The organism is Paenibacillus sp. FSL H7-0326, assembly GCF_001955535.1.
Taxonomy (GTDB): domain Bacteria; phylum Bacillota; class Bacilli; order Paenibacillales; family Paenibacillaceae; genus Paenibacillus; species Paenibacillus shunpengii.
This window is the reverse complement of record NZ_MPVN01000005.1, coordinates 127140-144859: the sequence shown is the minus strand read 5'-3', so window position 1 is coordinate 144859 and position 17720 is coordinate 127140. Positions and strand designations below refer to the sequence as shown.

Below are 17720 nucleotides of genomic sequence, written 5' to 3'. Positions count from 1 at the left end.
TGCATTTGCTATAGAAGGAGGACGAATGGTTGTCATCATCATATACAGTCCAATTAACCGCTGCCGAGGCGGCGTTTTTGTTCCAGCTCATGGATATATCAGAGGGAGAAGCATGGTTTAAGATATATGAAGCAAATGAGGAGCGAGGAAAAGAAATCCCGCCGGAACAACGCTACGCTCCAATCGCAAAGGGCTTGGAGGATGCAGGGCTGCTCGCTATGGAGGGCAGAGAGATCATCCTTGACGTTGTCCTGCTGGAGTTGTTAAACAGCTGCAAATACAGCAGTGCAGTGACGATTCTTAGATCCTGCACAGCTCAGGGTCAATCTTCTATCACATATGGATTTATATCTGGAACTCAGGTAATTGAGATGAAGTGGAGTTCAGAGACAGGAGAAGTGCTGCTTACTGCGCTTGAGGAAGGACTTGAGACGTTCGTCTCCCGTATGGGGGATAATCTGTTGCTGCCTGATGTGGAAGAGCAAAGCGGACGAATATCTATGGAGAGGGAGACACTGAATCGGCTGGTCTATCAGCTGAGCCATCCAGATGACAAGATGCTGCAATCTATTCTACAGAATGATCAAATAGCGCAAGCTTCTTCTCCGTTATTCCCCGCATTGATGGAAGCCTGTGCTTCGGCCCGGCAGCAGGGAACATTCGAGGCAGTCATTCGCGGAACAGAGCTTCGTTCGGCAACTGTTTATTATATAGGAAGCCCACAGGGGAACTGGCTATTCATTCAGGATGCAGAGCGGGATCTCGCACAAGGATATCCGGTAACGGAGCCCGAATTTATACAGACCGTATATCTGATAACGACACGTACACTGTCTGCTCTTACGCCAAATTGAAGGATTGGAGCAGATCTAGAGGAGGAGAAGCATGACTCGGATTGTAATGACATCGGCGTATCTGAACACGCTGGTTCAGCAGCTGGAGCAGGTAGCACAGCAGCTGACACAGGTGGATACTGCACTGATGAATGCGCTGAATGGCGCGGCCTGGCAGACAGGCAACCGTGAGGCCATCATAGGGATGTATCAGGCGCATCAGCGCAATTTCCAGACAGCCGCTCAGAATATGCAGGAGCTGTCCAATTTTGTGAATACGACTCGTCAGCAGTTTGAACAGGAGGATCAGTCAGGCGGGGGTATTGGGATAACGGGGTTTAATCCTATGGCGCCAATTGACGGTCTGGGGAATATAACGGGAACTGTCATGGGGGCAGCTGCCGTAGCGCGGCTCGGATATAAGGTACATAACGGATACATGGTCAGACAGCAGCTGGATCGGAGAAGCCCGAGAATTCTCGTTCGCGACAACTATGATTCGGTTCGGAATAATCCCATGGTTAACGGAAGACCTAGAAACTACAAGATTTATTATTTACGTGATATGGAAGCTAAGATTGCGAATGGAACCGCCTCTCCCAAAATTAAAGAGATCTATTCCATGGCCGATCCGATGTACGGAGCCAAGGCAGCGCTGAAGGATAAGCTGGGCTGGGCAAGCGTCGGCATTGATGTGTTTACCGATACCAAAGAAAATCTTGCAAACAATGCTTCAACAGACAAGGTAGCCGGAGATATTATCGGCAATGTCGTCGTCGGGGGAGCAACAACGGTTGGAGCTACACTGCTGACAGCAGCAGTGATGCCTGCGGCAGCACCTGTCCTAGCCGTCGGGGCTGTTGGACTTGGTGTATCCGTGGGACTGACGTATCTTGCCGAGGGTATTAAGATGGACATGGATCTCGACAAGGATGGACAGGACGACTCCTTGAAGGATGTTGTTAAGCATGGAGCGAAAGAAGCCTGGTCTACCGTATCGGGCTGGTTTAAATAGATGGCGAAGCATAGTAAGCTGCATAAGTCTCAGACTCAGATCCGTACCTGGGAAGGAACAGACTATGACTGGAAAAAGTTTGAGATGTATCTCTCACTGTATCCGGTAAGCACCATTCGGCTAAATGCCGGTATTCTCGTGCTTTTTTTCTTAAATGTGTTCTTGATTATTCCCATCTTAAGCGCACCATATGAACCGCTTTATGCTTATCTGTTGTTTCCGCCGCTTGCTGTCATGAATGGTTGGGCACTTGCGTTGATAGCAGCTCCCCGGAAGCTGCAGATGAACTATGTTCTGTTCAGGGGTGTGTTCGGTATTGTAGCATCACTTGGTCTGATGCTGGCTACGCAGAAGTTTGCATATAGCAGTCTGGAGTTAACGACACCATGGTATGCGATTGGTTCTTTTGCCGTTTATGGATTTGCGCTGTATCACTATGTGCGTTCTCATCTGCGGAAGCTCCGGACCCCAGAGAAGAAGCAGCAGGAAGAGCGTAAGGGGATGCGTCTGCTGCCGTTAACGATGATCGCCGGACTCGGATATCTGCTCGCGAACCTGTCGTTGATGTTTGTGAGTGAGAACACGGTTGTGATTGTACTGATGTGTGTGTACGCGATGCTTGCTTTTGTGCTGTTTCATTTCATCATGGAGCTCCATCGGTACTATTGGATTAGACGAATTCATCTAGGAAGCAGCGCTCCGAATGGAGATCAGCAGCCTGCTCAGCATGGTTAAAGGAGGTATAGCTAACAATGAACAATTCAGAAACACTGCTCCCTAACGGGTCGATCGTCCGACTGAAGGAAGGGTCCAAGAAGTTAGTGATTTACGGACGCAAGCAGATTATGATGACCGAGCCTCCGCGGACTTTTGACTATATCGGATGTCTGTACCCGGAAGGGTATATCAACCCGGATTATACGTACGGTTTCAATCATGAGGATATTGAAGAGATTGTGTTTATGGGATTTGCGGATCAAGAGGAGGAGCAGTTCTCTGCACGTTTAAAAGAGGCTTAGAGGTTACCTGTATCCAGCAAAGGCTGGGAGGAATAATGAGTTAGCTGGAAGTGTGCTCAAAGCAGTAGACTTTATCAACGATTTAAAGGTATGCAAAAAACCATGAGTCAACGGCATTATTCTGCCGAAGCTCATGGTTTTTTTATGCTTCTGAAGCTTTATCTGCATTGGTCCGCATTTTGAAAACGAACTGCCGTCTGCTGCAGCTGCGTACCTGTCTCCTGCAACCCACTCAAGTAGGATTGGACGGAGGTGAGACTCTCCTGAATCCGCTGGAGAAATTCCCGCTGCCGCTCGCCTTCCCACTGACCCTCCGATTCAAGAATCATCTTGTTCAGCTGCTGCACCACCGTTTGTCCATTCTGGGATGCCTGAGTGAACTGCCGCGAAATCTGCTGCAGCTCCTCTGGGTAGAGGTTGATCCGCTGATCCATACGTATTCCCTCCTTCGTCTCCACATATGAAGTTCGACTATACTGATCTTACCCCATTATATATGGAATATTTTCTCAAGGAAAGATATCGGTCATTTACGTGATGAATCCTTAGGCAAGTTAAATGTTAATTCACTAAATTAAGCAGCAATGCTAAGATAGGTGCACATAAAATGTAGTCGATTCACCTACGGTGCTCTTGGCATAAATCCTGCCCTTGTGCTGCTCCACAATCGACTTCGCAATGGCGAGACCTAGTCCGTACCCACCTTGCTTGCGCGCTCTCCCGGAATCTGTCCGATAGAAACGGTCGAATATTCGCGACAAATGCTCAGGAGCAATACCTTCACCGCTATTCGTGACGGACAAGACAACCTCATGCTGTTGTTTTTTCAAAGAGAGATGAACCGAACCGCCCTCATTCGTGTATTTGACGGCATTATCGAGCAGAATCATGACCACTTGCTTAAGCTGTTCACTCGCTCCGGTTACCTGAAGACCGGGTTCGATCTCATAGCTGAGGTGAACCTGCTTCTCGAACATAACGGCTTCCATCGTTAACAGGATATTTTCGACCGCCTCGCTCATATCAAATTTCGTATACAGGATGCCCGCACGAGAATCATCCATCTCCGTCAGGTATAGAAGATCATTGGTCAGTCTGGTCATACGTTCCGTTTCGGACTTGATATAATACAGCCATTTTTCCTGGTTGCGGATCTGATCCTCACTGTTAGCCAGCAGAACATCCGTATTGGTATTGATAATGGTCAGTGGTGTCTTTAACTCATGAGAGGCGTCGGCGATGAACTGCTTCTGCTTGTCAAAGGCCTCCTGAATCGGTGTAATGGACCGGTTGGCAAAGAAGCGGCTCGTAAAGAAGATGACGATCAGCATCACGAGTGCAACAATCGCGAAGGTATAGATCAGATTCGTCAGGATAACCTGCTGTGAGCTGGTATCGAGAAATACGAGCATGTAGCCTGTGCTGGTCTGAAGAATCTCAAAAGTCCAGTGACTCCCATCCAGTTCAAATTGTCCACTCGCTTTGTTCTCCGCAACGGCTGCATCCAGAGCAAGCGGATAGAACGTCTCCTCCAGTTCAAGTGTAGTCTCACGACCTGTAATCGTAAGGTTAGGATCTGTCTCCAGCATGAAAGAGATCGAGCGCTTGGGTGGTGCTCCTTCGAATCCGAACTCACCATCGTCCGGTCCTCCCATATTCAGATCTGCACCTGGACGATCTCCGTGCGGAAGATCAAAGTCCCGGGTGTAGGAATCCGTTACTTTATTCAGCTCCATATGAATATTTCGCTGAACATCTCGATACGTAATCGTATATATCGAGGTAAAAGCAACCAGCATAATGATCGAGATGATGACGAGATTCAAGATCAGGAACCGGTTTCTAAGCTTCGTAAACATCAGGTATTCACCTCTAACACATACCCAACGCCTCGAACGGTACTGATGCGGACGGCAGAATTCAGGAAGTTCAGCTTCTTACGCAAAAAAGAGATATATACCTCTACATTGTTGTGCTCGACATCAGAGTCAAAGCCCCACAGCTTCTCAATAATCTGCTCCTTGGAGGTAATTGACTGCTTCCTTACCATTAGCAGCTCCAATAGCTCATTTTCTTTCAGATTCAGCTTCATTTCCTTCCCGTTAACCGAAAGCTTCAGGGTAGAAGTATTGAGCTCCATATCCCCGAATTTCAAACCTTCCTCTGGCATGACCTCGCTTTTGCGCCGCAGCACGGCTCTGATTCGGGCCAGCAGCTCTCCGGAGGAAAAGGGCTTGGCGACGTAATCATCGGCACCATAATCCAGCCCGGTAATTTTGTCATCGATCTCGCCTTTGGCCGTCAGCAGGATGACGGGGGTGGAGAGGCCTTCCTTGCGAATCTCCTTCAGGACACTGATCCCATCCATTTCCGGCATCATAATATCAAGCAGCAGCAGATCATAGATCTCGCTGAGTGCATAATCGAGTCCGCTTCTGCCGTCATGGACCATATCTACGGAATAGTTTTGTTTTTTTAAGATTTGGGAGAGAGCCTCTGCCAGATGAAGCTCGTCTTCCACAATTAATATTCTCATCGCTTTTTCATCCTCTGTATGGATTATCTGTAGGTTTGAATAGGCCTAGTATAGCAGGAGTACCTTTAACCAACCTTAAGCTGCTTATTCTACCATCATACGAATGGATAACTTTCAGATCAATAATTAGTGCCTATTATATGAAGCTTCTTAATTAGAGATCGGGATTGTAAACGCAGTGTAAAAAAGATTCTCGAAATGTTAAATGCATTTAAGATTCATTAAAGGTTGAGAGCTTACGATACATACATCACCACATGAGACCTACCACAACAGAGAAAGGATCTGAAGCACATGGCTATAGAGGTATTTAACCGCTATGAGAGCAAATATCTGCTCGACAGCAACTCGTACCGGAGGCTGTATCTCGATCTCATGGAATATATGGAACCCGATGAATATAACAAGCAGCATGAATTTTATTCCATAAGCAATCTGTACTTCGACACAGCACATGATTCATTGATCAGAGCGAGCCTGGCGAAGCCCAAGTATAAGGAAAAGCTCAGACTCAGAGCCTACGGTGTTCCGGGCAAGGACGCGAAGGTGTATCTCGAGATCAAGAAGAAGGTGTTCGGCCTGGTCAACAAGCGTAGAACCGCGCTCAAGCTGGATGAGGCGTACGAATTTGTCCGTACCGGACAGGCACCGGAGCTGAAGGATTACATGAACGCCCAAGTCGTGAACGAAATCAGCTATTTCCTGCGGAGGTACGATTTGGCACCCAAGCTGTACCTGTCTTATGACAGAAAAGCACTCTTCTGCAAAGACAGCCGCGATCTTCGAATTACGTTTGATACCAATATTCGCACAAGACGCTATGACTTGAAATTGGAGAACGGAGATTACGGCGAGCAGCTGCTGGATGAAGGCCAATGGCTCATGGAAGTGAAGGCCGAAAAGACGGTGCCTATGTGGCTGTCGGTCCTGCTCTCAGAGCATCAGCTGTATCGGACGAGTTTCTCCAAATACGGCAATGAATACAAAAAAATGATCAAAAACGAAAAACAGAAACAGGAGAGTATGCTTTATGCTTGATTCCCTATTAAACGCAGCTACAGACACAACGACAGAACTTACATTTATGAGCACGGTGCTCAGTATTCTCATCGCCATTTTGTTAGGCGGTATCATCAGTCTTACCTATATGAAGACGAATGCAAACGGGTATACCCAGAGCTTTTCCTTGACTATGGTCATCTTACCGGCCATTGTGGCCATTATTATTCTGCTGATTGGCAGTAATATTGCACGAGCGTTTAGTTTGGCGGGAGCATTCTCTATCATCCGGTTTCGAAGTGCGCCTGGGGATCCGAAGGATATTGCTTTTGTCCTGTTTACGATGGCAGCGGGTCTTGCCTGTGGTGTGGGAGCCTTCGGGTATGCGGTGTTATTCACCCTGATTCTGTGTATCCTGATGTTCGTCCTGAGTAAATTTAACTTCGGTGCAAGAAAAACATTGCAAAGAACACTTAAAATCACGATTCCTGAGAATTTGAGCTACGATGATGCCTTTGACGAGGTGTTCCAGAAATACAACGTACAATATGAGCTGAAAAAGATCAGAACAACCGAGCTGGGCAGCTTGTATGAACTCGTGTACGGCGTGACGATGAATCAGCTTACTAACCAAAAAGAATTCCTGGACGAAATCCGATGCCGTAATGGTAATCTGGATCTTTCCCTGACGATGAGCCCTACGACCTCAGAATATTAATTTATCCACTCCACTGTGAGTGACCTTATAATTCAGCATTAGCGAAAATTTCAATCGAAGAAGAAATTTGAGCCCAAAAATACTTAGCGAGGAATTTGAATTTGTTGTGTTTTTGCATACGTAACTAAGCGAGGTTTTTGGATGACGAACGACTTTTGGCGAAGCCAACCGGAGAGAGACAGCCAAAAACCGAGCGGTACACACGGAAGCAACTCTCACACCAATTAATTCAATTTCCGAGCGACCAGGAAGGATGAATAAAATGAAAAAGACAAGCATAGCGAACAGACTTAGCGTCGTATTCTTATGCGCGGTGCTGATGACAGCATGCAGTGATGCGTCAGCGACCGACGATACAGGAACAGCTGAAGCAGGCACCGCGAATGAGGCCACAGCTGAGCTGGCGAGCTTGAAGATGGAGGATATGATTACCTTCGATGAGGAGGACCGTAACACCGAATGGAGTGCAGAGAGTGCCGTAACCATTGAGCTGGATGGAGCAAGTGCTCAAATTAACGGTACGGGTGCAGAAGCTGTCGAAGGATCTGTGACCATTACGAGCCCGGGTACCTATGTACTCAGCGGAACGCTCAGTGATGGGCAGATCATCGTGGATACGGCAGAGAAAGAGCTGGTGCACTTGGTTCTGAACGGTGTCGATATTACAGACAGCGACAGTGCGGCGATTTACAGCAAAGGTGCGGGAAAGACCGTCATCACACTGGAGGATGGAACTGAAAATAAAGTGACGGATGGCAAAACATATGTTTATGAGGACGAAGCAAGTGATGAGCCGAGTGCGGCTGTTTTTGCCAAAAATGATCTGAGCATCAACGGTACAGGCAGCTTATCCATCACCGCTAACTATAAAGATGGAATCACGAGCAAGGACGACTTGAAAATAGTAGAAGGCACCATCGACATCCATGCCGAGGATGACGGGATCGTAGGTCGTGACCGGCTGGCTGCCGAGAACGGTACCGTGACGATCAAGGCCGGTGGAGACGGCATGAAATCGACCAATGATGAAGATGAGGACAAAGGGATCATCGCGATCGCTGGCGGTACTTTTAAGATAGAAGCTGAGAATGACGGAATTCAATCGGAGAAATCACTGCTGATTAATGGCGGTACGTATAACCTTGTCACTGGCGGCGGCAGTGCGAACGCTGAGGTGAAGACCGAGAGCAATGAGATGGGACAAGGGAGAATGAATGGCAACGGCGGCATGATGCGAGGGGAATGGAACCGAGAGTCTGCACCTGCAGCGCCTTCGGATACAGCGAATCCATCAGATGAAGCAAGCAACAATACAGATGAAGCAGGCACAGCGAATACAACCAGCACGAATACGGCCAGTACGGTGGTCACGGCAGCAGCAACAAGCACGCCGGCAAGTACAACAACGGACACAGCCGCCTCCACTGCAGATGCTGACAATGCAGAGGATACAACAGCCGCTGAGGAAGAATCGACGAGTGCAAAAGGGGTCAAAGCAGGCGGGGATATGGTCATCAATGGCGGAACATTTACGATGGATTCAGCCGATGATGCGGTTCACAGTAATCAAAATATTTCGATCACAGGTGGAGAGTTCAGTATTGCCTCGGGTGATGATGCGGTTCATGCGGAGCTTCTGCTATCCATCTCTGGCGGAACAATGGACATTACCGCAAGCTACGAAGGACTGGAAGGAGCAGATATTTCGATCTCCGGCGGTAAGACTTATGTAGTCTCCTCCGATGATGGAGTGAATGCGTCCGGTACAGATACGACGACCGAGACCACAGACGCCGCTGCGGAAACAACAGAAACATCCGAAGCAGCAGGAACAACCGCAGGTGAAGCGGATGCTTCCGCATCCGGAACTCCAGAAGCTTCCTCTGCAGCGGATGAAGCACAGGGTACAACAAGTGAACAAGCGCCTGCAGCGGGCGAACGACCGGAAGCTCCTGCGAATGGCGAGATGCCGGAGCCTCCAGCGGATGGTGAGATGCCAAGCGGAACTCCGCCGCAAGGCGGCTTTGGCGGCGGTGGATTCGGCGGCGGAATGGAAGGCAATCAGAATGCGAAGCTGACTATCTCTGGCGGACTTCTCACCGTCGAAGCCGGCGGTGATGGGATTGACGCCAATGGTTCCATTACAATGACGGATGGTACCGTAATCGTAAATGGTCCAACCAATAACGGAAATGGTACACTGGATTATGGAAGCACATTTGACATGAGCGGGGGTTACTTGATCGGAGCCGGCACATCAGGAATGGCACAGGCATTATCTGAAGAATCCACTCAGCTCTCGATTGCGATGACTTATCCTGAAACACAGGCTGCAGGAACGCTGGTGCATCTGGAAGACAGTGAAGGCAACACCATCGTGACTTTTGAACCGTCCAAGGATTATCAGTTTGTCGTGATCAGCTCACCGGATCTTGAGAAAGGAAAAACCTACACGCTCTATTCCGGAGGAAGCTCAAGTGAAGACGTTACCGGCGGATGGTATAAGACAGGGAATTACGAAGGCGGAAGCGAGGTCGTGTCGTTCGAGCTTGGGGAAACAGCTACCACATGGCTGGATGAGTCAGGCGTAACAACAGGGAATGCGAACGGCGGCTTTGGCGGCGGCAGAAGATAGTTTATCTTAAACAGACGTCAGCCAAAAAAACGATTGTAAATAGCATACGGGTGGTGTATACAGCCCAGGCAACTCCGGAAGTGATGGAGATGCCTGGGCTTATTTCATGCAGTGGTGTTAAGCTGTTTTTCTTCGAGAAGAGGCCGTGCTAAATGAAAGGTTTGATCGTGATCTTACAATATAGTAAGTAAGAATCAATTTGATCCTTTGGTAAGATGAAATTGTTCATCTTGTAAGTTAAACAAAAATAGCTTATCCCCGTTGTGAAAGGAACAGCAAATCTATGACCAGAAGAACAAAGCGTTTTACGCTGACAATTATTCTCTGTATCGTTGTTTGTGCCATTGCTCTCGGAGGAGTCTACGTCTCTTCAATAGTGAAGGAGCTTCAAGGCTTGCAAAAGGAAGGAGAAAGCTCCCCATTTCATAATATAGAGCATATTGATCAGGAGCAGACGATCGAGCCGCCCGTATGGGAAGGTGATGAGGTCGTCAATATTCTTATTATGGGCGTGGATGCCAGAGGCATGAAGGAGGGAGAGATTCCTCGCTCAGATGCTATGCTGGTAGCCTCTCTTGATCCCGAAGCGAAGAAGATCTCTCTGTTCTCGCTCATGCGGGATAGTTACGTTGAAATTCCGGGCTATAACAACAATCGAATTAATACGGCCATCACCCATGGTCCGAATGTTGCGATGCAGGCAGCGAGCGATCTGCTCGGCATTCCGGTGCAATATTATGTGTACACTGATTTTCAGGGCTTCATCAAGCTCGTGGACGCTCTAGGTGGAGTGGATTTTGAAGTAGAGAAGGATCTGTATTACGTCAGCAAGGCGGATAATCATCAATATGATATCGATCTGAAGCAAGGAATGCAGCATTTGGATGGAGAGAAAGCGCTCATGTATGTAAGATTTCGGCATGATGCCATGTCCGATTTTGCCAGAACGGAGCGTCAACGTGAGCTGTTGAAGGCGATAGCAGACAAAATGCTGACTTCCTCCTCCATCGCCAAGCTTCCGTCCATATTAAATGAGATCAACCCTTATATAGATACGAATCTGTCCCTTAATGATATTTGGAAGCTGGCCTCGCTCGGATACCAGAGCACGCTCCAAGGCAGCGAACAGATTCCGCCGATGAGCCTGCTCAAGGAAGAAAGAATTGGCGGAGCAGCGGTTCTTACAGTTAGAGACGAGGAGGAGCTCAAGAGCTACGTACAGGATGTGCTGAAGCCTGCGGATGCTCAAACGGAGGAAGTGCCTGAGAATAGGATAGACGATAACGACATGAGTCTAGAGGAATCGAGTGAGAAGGTCACTTATTAGATATATGATAAAGGTGGTTAACACTTGCCTTGAGCAACCATAGCCTGCGGGAACCGCAGGCTTTTTCTATTTACTGACAAATGCAGGATACTTATGTTTTGTAAATTGTTGGTAAATAAATCTAAAGTACTAATTATTCAAGATGTTAATTAAATGGTACTGGGGCCCTCCTGCGAACATCAGTCCAAGTGTATTGAATTCTTCTATTCTTCTGTGATTATAAGCACTTGCTACCTCTAAGTTTGGACATCTGAAACTAAGACAATGGGGTATCCCTATTACATAAATCCTATCTTTTCCTCATTTACAAGATAATACATGGCTGTTTACATAAGATTGCTAGCATTACTGTGAAGCTCGTTACATGCTTACACGTTCCATATAGAAAAAGGGGAGGGAGATTACAAAAATTCATCTAGAATGACAGTCAAATAAATGAAAAGATCCGAAGAATAATCTTATTAGAGGAGAGAATTTGATGAAGAAGCGGATGTACTTTCTTGTACCCTTCAGTTTCACACTATTATTTAGTACATTGCCATATCATACGATCAATGCAAACGCAGCTACGGTTAGCGAAGCGGTTTATCAGAATCCAGAAGTACAAGAAGTGAATGGGCAAGCAGCCATAAAGTCTTTAGCCCATGAAAAAGGTTATGTGTTAGCCACAAGCGGACAAGCAATTTCCTTAAATAGTATTATATTGAATGCAGCCTACGATGACTTGACCGAGGAACAGATTACTGGGGACAAGCTAACCTGGACTTCGAATCGTGATGCAATAGAGATCACAGAAGATACGATGACTGCCCATCAAAATGGGGTTTATCCATTAACGGTTACAAGAGAAGGAGCTTCTGCTAATGTACTTCTGGTAGTTAAAGGAGAGGATGAGGAAGAATATGTCCTCTATGAAGAAGATTTTAATGACCAAGCAGATGGAAGTATCCCTCAGGATTGGTCTAAGCTTAGCAGTACAACCGATGAAGAGATTAGTGTGAAGTCCGGAGCCCTTGAAATTGATGGAAGAGGCAATAACAGTGGGGGCAAAGGCGTACTTCTTCCCGAATATTTGGGCTTGTTCGGTAATTATAAAATAGAAGCAGATGTTAGCCACCTAGCTGCAAATGATAACAGCCGTTGGCATTCAATCATGTACCGTGTTCAGAACCATAGCTACCCTTACTATCAAATGGCTGTCCGTCAAAATTCAACAGCAGCGAACGGGGTTGAATTTGCAGAAAGAACTCCAGAAAACGCATGGAACGTTGCTGCCAAAAATTCATTCAGTGAGGCAATCGCTGCGGATCAAATGTACCGATATACAGTGATTGCTCAAGGTAACAGAGTGCAGGAATTAATAAATGATGAATTACTCATTGATACAGATCTTGCAACCCATTATTCAACCGGAAGAATTGGATTCCAAGCCGCTGGTAGTTTAACAAAGGTGGATAATATCAAAGTAACACTCCACACAGAGGCGTTGCCTGAGGTAGTCCAGCCCGGTGATAACTTCACTCATGTTGAAGAACCGGAAACGAACATTTCCCTTGCACCGACAATCGTTACAGAAGTAGATTCAAGTGAAGATCTGCAATCTATAGTGGAAGGCACGCGTCCGGCCACAGCCATTCTCCATGTCAACAGCCGCCTGCAAGTAACAGATGAAGCAGGGAGCGTAATTGATGAGCTCGGATCAGTGATAGAAACATTGGATCAGACCGTAATTCCAGCCTTCGCGATTGAAGAAGAAGCTACGATTGTTCCTTTAACAGATTATTTGAAGAGTATTGACCTTGAGGATGCCTTTGTACTGTCTGATCGTCCGGAGCTGGTGAAGAAGACAAGAGAAGCTTATCCTATTATTCGCGGTATTATTGAATATCCTGTTTCGGGTGAACTCAGCGAAGAACAATTGATGGACATTCGGAGGACAACCAACAGCCATTTAGCGAAAATTGTGCTCTTGCCGGAAAGTGCAGGAAGTATCGAAAATATCTCCTACCTACAGAAAAAATTAATGACGGTATGGGTGGAAGAAGACTCCAACACAGCTGCAACAAATGTAGATATTCACCGCATGATTACATCGGGCACGAACGGAATGGTTACGGATCAGTATAAAGAAGCAGTTAACGCTTTATCCTTTTATGATGAGAATGTGACCCTTGCTCGAACACCGTTTATTTTTGCTCATCGGGGGATACCTGGACTTGCACCGGAGAATACATTGGAAGGCGCCAAGCTGTCTTATGAAAAAGGTGCAACTCATATTGAAAACGATATTTATCTGTCCAAAGACGGACATATCGTCATCATGCATGATGAAACGATTGATCGGACAACCAATGGAACCGGAAAAGTGGAAAGTTATACTCTTGCAGAATTGGAGCAATTTCTTGCGAATGATCAATTTCCAGAAGCTTATCCTGACGCAAGGATTCCAACACTGAGACAATTTTTTGAAGAATTTAAAGGCAAAAAAGATGTCGAGCACATTGTTGAGATCAAAACCGGTAATCCAGCCATCATTGATAAATTGGTATCCCTTATTGAAGAAATAGGCGTAGAGAATCAAGTATCTGTGATCTCATTTAATGCATCTCAATTGCTATTATTAGCTGAGCAGATGCCGGGCATGTCTATCGGCTACTTAACGAGCGGAATTGCAAATGAAACAGACGTGTACCCATCCTTACGTTCTACTTTAAATACCGTTCAAAATTTGAATTCTACCTTTAATACAAGCTATGGCGGATTAGGTGTAAACTTTTTGGAAGCGGCTAAACACCGTGGTGTGACCGTATGGCCGTGGACGTACAGAGATGAGGCGCTGTTTACAGATCACTTTTTACTTGGTATCTATGGATTAACAACGGATTATGCTCATTGGGCTTCTGAGTGGGCATCCCGTATTACGCCGAAGCAAGCCGAGTTCAAACTAAATGCAGGTGAAAGCACCGAAATCAAGGCAATGATTGAAACCTATGATCGTCAGACCAAGGATATTGCGCCTGAAATTGTTGTTATTGATGGAGAAGATAAAGTTGAAGTTAATGGGAATGTGGTAACTGCTCAAGCGGAAGGAACAATTCATGCGATGCTGCGTTATACACAACAAGTATCAGTAGACAAGTCATACCACATTTATACACAACCCATAACGATTACGGTTAAAGCGGATAACAAACCTCCTGCAAAACCTAAAGTAAACCCTGTTGCAGACAATTCAACCACGGTGAGTGGTACAGCAGAGGCTGGATCTACTGTGTATGTGAAAGCAGGGAAAACGGTATTAGGTGAAGCAATAACGAATAGCGAAGGTAACTTCTCTATAAATATCCCAGCACAAAAGGCAGGCACAGAGCTATCTGTTTATGCCGTTGACCAAGGGGGGAATACGAGTTCACTTGAGAAAATCAAGATTATCGATAAAACACCACCATCCATGCCGGAAGTTAATGAAATCACCATAAAAAAGATGAGTGGAAAGGCCGAGTCAGACACTACCGTCTATGTGTACAACGGCAAAAAGTTGGTTGGAAAAGCATCGGTGAATAGAAAAGGGGAATTTTCAGTATCATTAAAGAACTCGAAAAAAGGTGACGTGTTGACAGTATACGCAGAAGATAAAGCCGGCAATGTCAGCCTGAAGAACAATGTGAAAGTCAATTAATATCTAATAAGCGAAGGCTTATCGCCAGGTCTAACGGCGAAAGCCTTCGTTTTTTTGCTGTCATTAATAATACAAGCAGATCACAGATCGCGAAGACGCATGTCTGAAGTAAACCATTCACGATAGGTGAGCTGGCTGAGCAAGATGCTGGTGATTGCAGCTGAGCTTGTGAACGCAAATACGATCAGAATCTGATACCGGACAGCCTCGATCGGATCTGCACCTGCGATGATCATTCCTGTCATCATCCCTGGAAGCTGGACGATACCTACCGTCTTCATGCCATCGATGGTTGGAATCATGCTGGATTTAACGGAACGCTTAAGTGCATCCTGAATCGCCCGTTTGGGCGCAGCGCCAAGAGCAAGCAGAGTTTCAATCTCGCCTTTGGAGGTCTCCATTTCACGTTTCATATGGTTAAGGAACAAGCCGGATACAACCATGGCATTGCCAATCGTCATTCCGCTGATAGGAATAATATACCTTGGCGTCGGCTCAATGATGTTCAGTCCGAGAAGCAAGCCCATCATGAGCAGCTCTGTTGTCAGTATGGACAAGGCGATCTTCCAGCGGACACCCCGAATGCCTTGTCCACGCTTGCCTGCATTCATTGAAGCGACCGTGATCATAAAGGTAACGATGAGCAGAATCAGCGCAGGATGCTTGGTATGGAAAATAAACTGCAGGATGTAGCCGACAGCAAGCAGTTGTATGGCTGATCGTATGGTTCCAATAGCTATATCCTTCTCCAAATCGAGCTTTTGCCAGACGGAGATCAGCATCGTCACCATGACAAATACAATGGTGAAACTTAGAGCAAGGAAGGACATAGCTCCTCCTTATCTGAATCCATAGATTGGGTAATGAAGCGGCGGGCCGATTCGGTATCAGGCCGAGAGAAGAACAGTTTTGTCGGCTGACGTTCGAGAAGGGTATGGCTGCCCATATACCAGGTCGTCGTGCTGAATGAGCGGGCCTGCTCCAAATCATGTGTCACCCAGATCAAAGTCGTTCCTTCTTGATCACTCCATGCCGTCAGCAGCTGTTCCACAAGAACTGCATTTGCCGGATCCAGTGATGCAGTGACTTCATCCAGCAGCAATGCCTCCGGACGCAGCATCATTGAGCGGAGGAGTGCGATCCGCTGCTTCTCGCCGCCAGACAGATCAGAGGCCCGCTTGTGTATATCCAGTGCAGACAGGCCGCTTCTCTCCAGCAGGCGCCGTGCAAGAGCTTGGTCGTAGGGGACTTTATGCAGGGAATGAACCATTCTGAGGTTATCCTCAACACTGCCGGGCAGCATCACGGGATGCTGTGCGACATAAGTAATCTTCATTCTCCACCATCGCGGATCACAGCGCAGGTAAGAAACACCCTTCCACTCCATTTCCCCTTCATCAGGACGATCCAGTAACGACAGTATTCGGAGCAGTGTGCTCTTGCCCTGTCCTGAAGCGCCGATGACAGCGATGCGTTCGCCCTGCTCCACCTGAGCCTCGACGCCCGAGAACAGCATCGTTTGGGTTGATGTGCCGATATATTTAGTCAAACCATGAATGTCCAAGAAATGAGACATGACCATAGACTCCTTTCAGCCGTTCTTCTAACCTATTCATCTTAACAAATGAGATCAGGAGAGGGGAATAGGAGCTTCGGCTGATGATATAATGCCTGAACATTAAGCCGACAGGGCTGCTATTCCGATATATATAGCACTTGGTTCATTTATATCAAACCATGTTTATTATTTTAAACAGGAGAGTAAAAGGATGATTACATTCGAGAAGGGCGAGCTCCTTAAGGCTGCAGAAGACATTATTGGTCACCAGGTGAATTGTATGGGGGTCATGCGCAGCAGAATATCCAAACAGATCAGAGATGAGTACCCTGAAGTTTATGCCGCCTATATTTCACTGACGAACAGTGAGATTTCTCCGCTTGGGCAGATGCAGATTGTGAAGACGAAGGATAAGTACATAGCGAACCTGTTTGGACAGAAGCATTATAAGAAGAGCTTTTTTCGAAAAAAGCTGACAAGCATCAAGGCACTGGAGCAGGCGTTGACTGAGCTTCGCATCTACGCAGAAGCCCGGGATCTCTCTATTGCGCTGCCTTACAGGATAGGTGCGGATCGTAATGGGACGGATTGGAATGAGGTATACCGAATGCTTCAGAGGGTATTTAATAACTATCCCGTAACCTTGTACTCAATCGTGGATATGGAGGAGAAGGGTTGATGCGGGAACTCGTTCTGTATTCATCCTGGACGGAGGTCTAGCCCAGAAACCGTCTTGGGACTATTTTTAAAATAGACTTAAATGGCATAAACTAAGATAAACATAGGTTCTAAGGGAGGTACATAGATGGATTTTTTGTGGTGGACCTTAATTATTGTATTATTCATACTTAGCTTCGTCGGCATTGTGTATCCGATCATTCCGTCTGTTCTGGCCATATGGGGTGGCTTCGCCATTTATCAATTCCTCATTAATTCAGAGGAGCTGTCCTGGTGGTTCTGGGTTAGTATGGCGATACTAACCGTCGTTATTATTGCCGCGGATATCATAGCGAACAGCTATTTCGTTAAAAAGTACGGAGGATCGAAGACCTCGGAGACGATCGCAGCCATTGCGACCATTGTAGGCTCGTTCATCCTTCCGCCTTTCGGGATTCTGCTTGTGCCGTTCCTAGCCGTGCTGGTAACCGAATTTATCATTCACAAGGATGCTTCGAAATCGGTCAAAGTCGGCTTTGCAACCATCATTGGATTCCTCGGAGGAAGCATCGCCAAAATCCTTATTCAGCTGCTGATGATCGTATGGTTCATTCTCGATGCGATCATATAGGGCAGGGCGGATAGCAACTTGATATGGGACTTTCAAGCAAGGGGCGCTCAAGGCGTCTCTTGTTTTTTTATAATTGGAGGCAGGGAGGCACAGGGCTGCAGATTATGGTAAGC

At 46.8% G+C, this 17720-nt stretch carries 16 protein-coding genes; 11 read left to right on the top strand and 5 right to left on the bottom strand.

Going from position 1 to position 17720, the window contains the following annotated elements; all coding sequences use genetic code 11:
* Positions 1-29: 29 nt before the first annotated feature.
* The 4 genes from BK126_RS22185 to BK126_RS22170 are packed head-to-tail and all read left to right on the top strand — an operon-like array spanning position 30 to position 2867.
* A complete protein-coding gene (locus BK126_RS22185; RefSeq protein WP_076314727.1) occupies positions 30-854 on the top strand; it encodes a hypothetical protein in 825 nt (274 codons plus the stop codon).
* Positions 855-885: 31 nt separating this feature from the next.
* Positions 886-1848, top strand: coding sequence for a WXG100 family type VII secretion target (locus tag BK126_RS30020; protein WP_256702997.1), 963 nt, complete (start codon positions 886-888; stop codon positions 1846-1848).
* The gene (locus tag BK126_RS22175) at positions 1849-2583 is read left to right on the top strand and encodes a hypothetical protein (RefSeq protein WP_256702996.1); all 735 of its coding nucleotides are present in this window, start codon (positions 1849-1851) and stop codon (positions 2581-2583) included.
* A 17-nt stretch (positions 2584-2600) separates the two neighbouring features.
* Positions 2601-2867: a DUF4176 domain-containing protein gene (locus BK126_RS22170; protein ID WP_076314726.1), complete on the top strand. Its 267-nt coding sequence runs from the start codon at positions 2601-2603 to the stop codon at positions 2865-2867.
* 158 nt (positions 2868-3025) lie between these two features.
* Here the strand turns inward: BK126_RS22170 and BK126_RS22165 are convergent, their stop codons facing one another.
* The 3 genes from BK126_RS22165 to BK126_RS22155 form a co-directional block, all read right to left on the bottom strand.
* Positions 3026-3301, bottom strand: coding sequence for a WXG100 family type VII secretion target (locus tag BK126_RS22165; protein WP_076314725.1), 276 nt, complete (start codon positions 3299-3301; stop codon positions 3026-3028).
* 153 nt (positions 3302-3454) lie between these two features.
* Positions 3455-4726: a sensor histidine kinase gene (locus tag BK126_RS22160; protein WP_076314724.1), complete on the bottom strand. Its 1272-nt coding sequence runs from the start codon at positions 4724-4726 to the stop codon at positions 3455-3457.
* Positions 4726-5403 carry a response regulator transcription factor gene (locus BK126_RS22155; protein ID WP_076314723.1) on the bottom strand — a complete coding sequence of 226 codons (678 nt, stop codon included), beginning with the start codon at positions 5401-5403 and terminating at the stop codon, positions 4726-4728. Before BK126_RS22155 ends, BK126_RS22160 begins: the two co-directional genes overlap by 1 nt.
* Positions 5404-5697: 294 nt before the next feature.
* Between BK126_RS22155 and BK126_RS22150 the strand changes: the two genes are divergently transcribed.
* The 5 genes from BK126_RS22150 (at position 5698) to BK126_RS22130 (ending at position 14761) form a co-directional block, all read left to right on the top strand.
* The gene (locus BK126_RS22150; RefSeq protein ID WP_076314722.1) at positions 5698-6441 is read left to right on the top strand and encodes a polyphosphate polymerase domain-containing protein; all 744 of its coding nucleotides are present in this window, start codon (positions 5698-5700) and stop codon (positions 6439-6441) included.
* On the top strand, positions 6434-7120 hold the full coding sequence (locus BK126_RS22145; protein WP_076314721.1) for a DUF4956 domain-containing protein: 687 nt from the start codon (positions 6434-6436) through the stop codon (positions 7118-7120). The genes BK126_RS22150 and BK126_RS22145 overlap by 8 nt, the downstream gene beginning before the upstream one ends.
* Positions 7121-7382: 262 nt before the next feature.
* Positions 7383-9755 carry a carbohydrate-binding domain-containing protein gene (locus BK126_RS22140; RefSeq protein ID WP_256702994.1) on the top strand — a complete coding sequence of 791 codons (2373 nt, stop codon included), beginning with the start codon at positions 7383-7385 and terminating at the stop codon, positions 9753-9755.
* Between the two features lie 283 nt (positions 9756-10038).
* Positions 10039-11082 carry an LCP family protein gene (locus BK126_RS22135; RefSeq protein ID WP_076314719.1) on the top strand — a complete coding sequence of 348 codons (1044 nt, stop codon included), beginning with the start codon at positions 10039-10041 and terminating at the stop codon, positions 11080-11082.
* 478 nt (positions 11083-11560) lie between these two features.
* On the top strand, positions 11561-14761 hold the full coding sequence (locus tag BK126_RS22130) for a glycerophosphodiester phosphodiesterase family protein (RefSeq protein WP_076314718.1): 3201 nt from the start codon (positions 11561-11563) through the stop codon (positions 14759-14761).
* A gap of 80 nt (positions 14762-14841) precedes the next feature.
* Here the strand turns inward: BK126_RS22130 and BK126_RS22125 are convergent, their stop codons facing one another.
* Positions 14842-15591, bottom strand: a complete 750-nt coding sequence (locus tag BK126_RS22125; protein ID WP_076314717.1) for an ABC transporter permease — start codon at positions 15589-15591, stop codon at positions 14842-14844.
* Positions 15573-16337, bottom strand: coding sequence for an ABC transporter ATP-binding protein (locus BK126_RS22120; RefSeq protein WP_076314716.1), 765 nt, complete (start codon positions 16335-16337; stop codon positions 15573-15575). Before BK126_RS22120 ends, BK126_RS22125 begins: the two co-directional genes overlap by 19 nt.
* Positions 16338-16530: 193 nt before the next feature.
* On the opposite strand from BK126_RS22120, the gene BK126_RS22115 reads away from it, so the two are divergent.
* Both BK126_RS22115 and BK126_RS22110 read left to right on the top strand, forming a co-directional pair.
* Positions 16531-16998, top strand: coding sequence for a macro domain-containing protein (locus BK126_RS22115; protein ID WP_076314715.1), 468 nt, complete (start codon positions 16531-16533; stop codon positions 16996-16998).
* 126 nt (positions 16999-17124) lie between these two features.
* Positions 17125-17607: a DUF456 domain-containing protein gene (locus BK126_RS22110; protein ID WP_076314714.1), complete on the top strand. Its 483-nt coding sequence runs from the start codon at positions 17125-17127 to the stop codon at positions 17605-17607.
* Positions 17608-17720: the final 113 nt, after the last annotated feature.

What these genes read in the sequence shown, in the direction of transcription:
- BK126_RS30020 (WP_256702997.1), top strand. Translation starts at nt 886, where the DNA reads ATGACTCGGATTGTAATGACATCGGCGTATCTGAACACGCTGGTTCAG.
- BK126_RS22175 (WP_256702996.1), top strand. Translation starts at nt 1,849, where the DNA reads ATGGCGAAGCATAGTAAGCTGCATAAGTCTCAGACTCAGATCCGTACC.
- BK126_RS22170 (WP_076314726.1), top strand. Translation starts at nt 2,601, where the DNA reads ATGAACAATTCAGAAACACTGCTCCCTAACGGGTCGATCGTCCGACTG.
- BK126_RS22165 (WP_076314725.1), bottom strand. Translation starts at nt 3,301, where the DNA reads ATGGATCAGCGGATCAACCTCTACCCAGAGGAGCTGCAGCAGATTTCG.
- BK126_RS22160 (WP_076314724.1), bottom strand. Translation starts at nt 4,726, where the DNA reads ATGTTTACGAAGCTTAGAAACCGGTTCCTGATCTTGAATCTCGTCATC.
- BK126_RS22155 (WP_076314723.1), bottom strand. Translation starts at nt 5,403, where the DNA reads ATGAGAATATTAATTGTGGAAGACGAGCTTCATCTGGCAGAGGCTCTC.
- BK126_RS22150 (WP_076314722.1), top strand. Translation starts at nt 5,698, where the DNA reads ATGGCTATAGAGGTATTTAACCGCTATGAGAGCAAATATCTGCTCGAC.
- BK126_RS22145 (WP_076314721.1), top strand. Translation starts at nt 6,434, where the DNA reads ATGCTTGATTCCCTATTAAACGCAGCTACAGACACAACGACAGAACTT.
- BK126_RS22140 (WP_256702994.1), top strand. Translation starts at nt 7,383, where the DNA reads ATGAAAAAGACAAGCATAGCGAACAGACTTAGCGTCGTATTCTTATGC.
- BK126_RS22135 (WP_076314719.1), top strand. Translation starts at nt 10,039, where the DNA reads ATGACCAGAAGAACAAAGCGTTTTACGCTGACAATTATTCTCTGTATC.
- BK126_RS22130 (WP_076314718.1), top strand. Translation starts at nt 11,561, where the DNA reads ATGAAGAAGCGGATGTACTTTCTTGTACCCTTCAGTTTCACACTATTA.
- BK126_RS22125 (WP_076314717.1), bottom strand. Translation starts at nt 15,591, where the DNA reads ATGTCCTTCCTTGCTCTAAGTTTCACCATTGTATTTGTCATGGTGACG.
- BK126_RS22120 (WP_076314716.1), bottom strand. Translation starts at nt 16,337, where the DNA reads ATGTCTCATTTCTTGGACATTCATGGTTTGACTAAATATATCGGCACA.
- BK126_RS22115 (WP_076314715.1), top strand. Translation starts at nt 16,531, where the DNA reads ATGATTACATTCGAGAAGGGCGAGCTCCTTAAGGCTGCAGAAGACATT.
- BK126_RS22110 (WP_076314714.1), top strand. Translation starts at nt 17,125, where the DNA reads ATGGATTTTTTGTGGTGGACCTTAATTATTGTATTATTCATACTTAGC.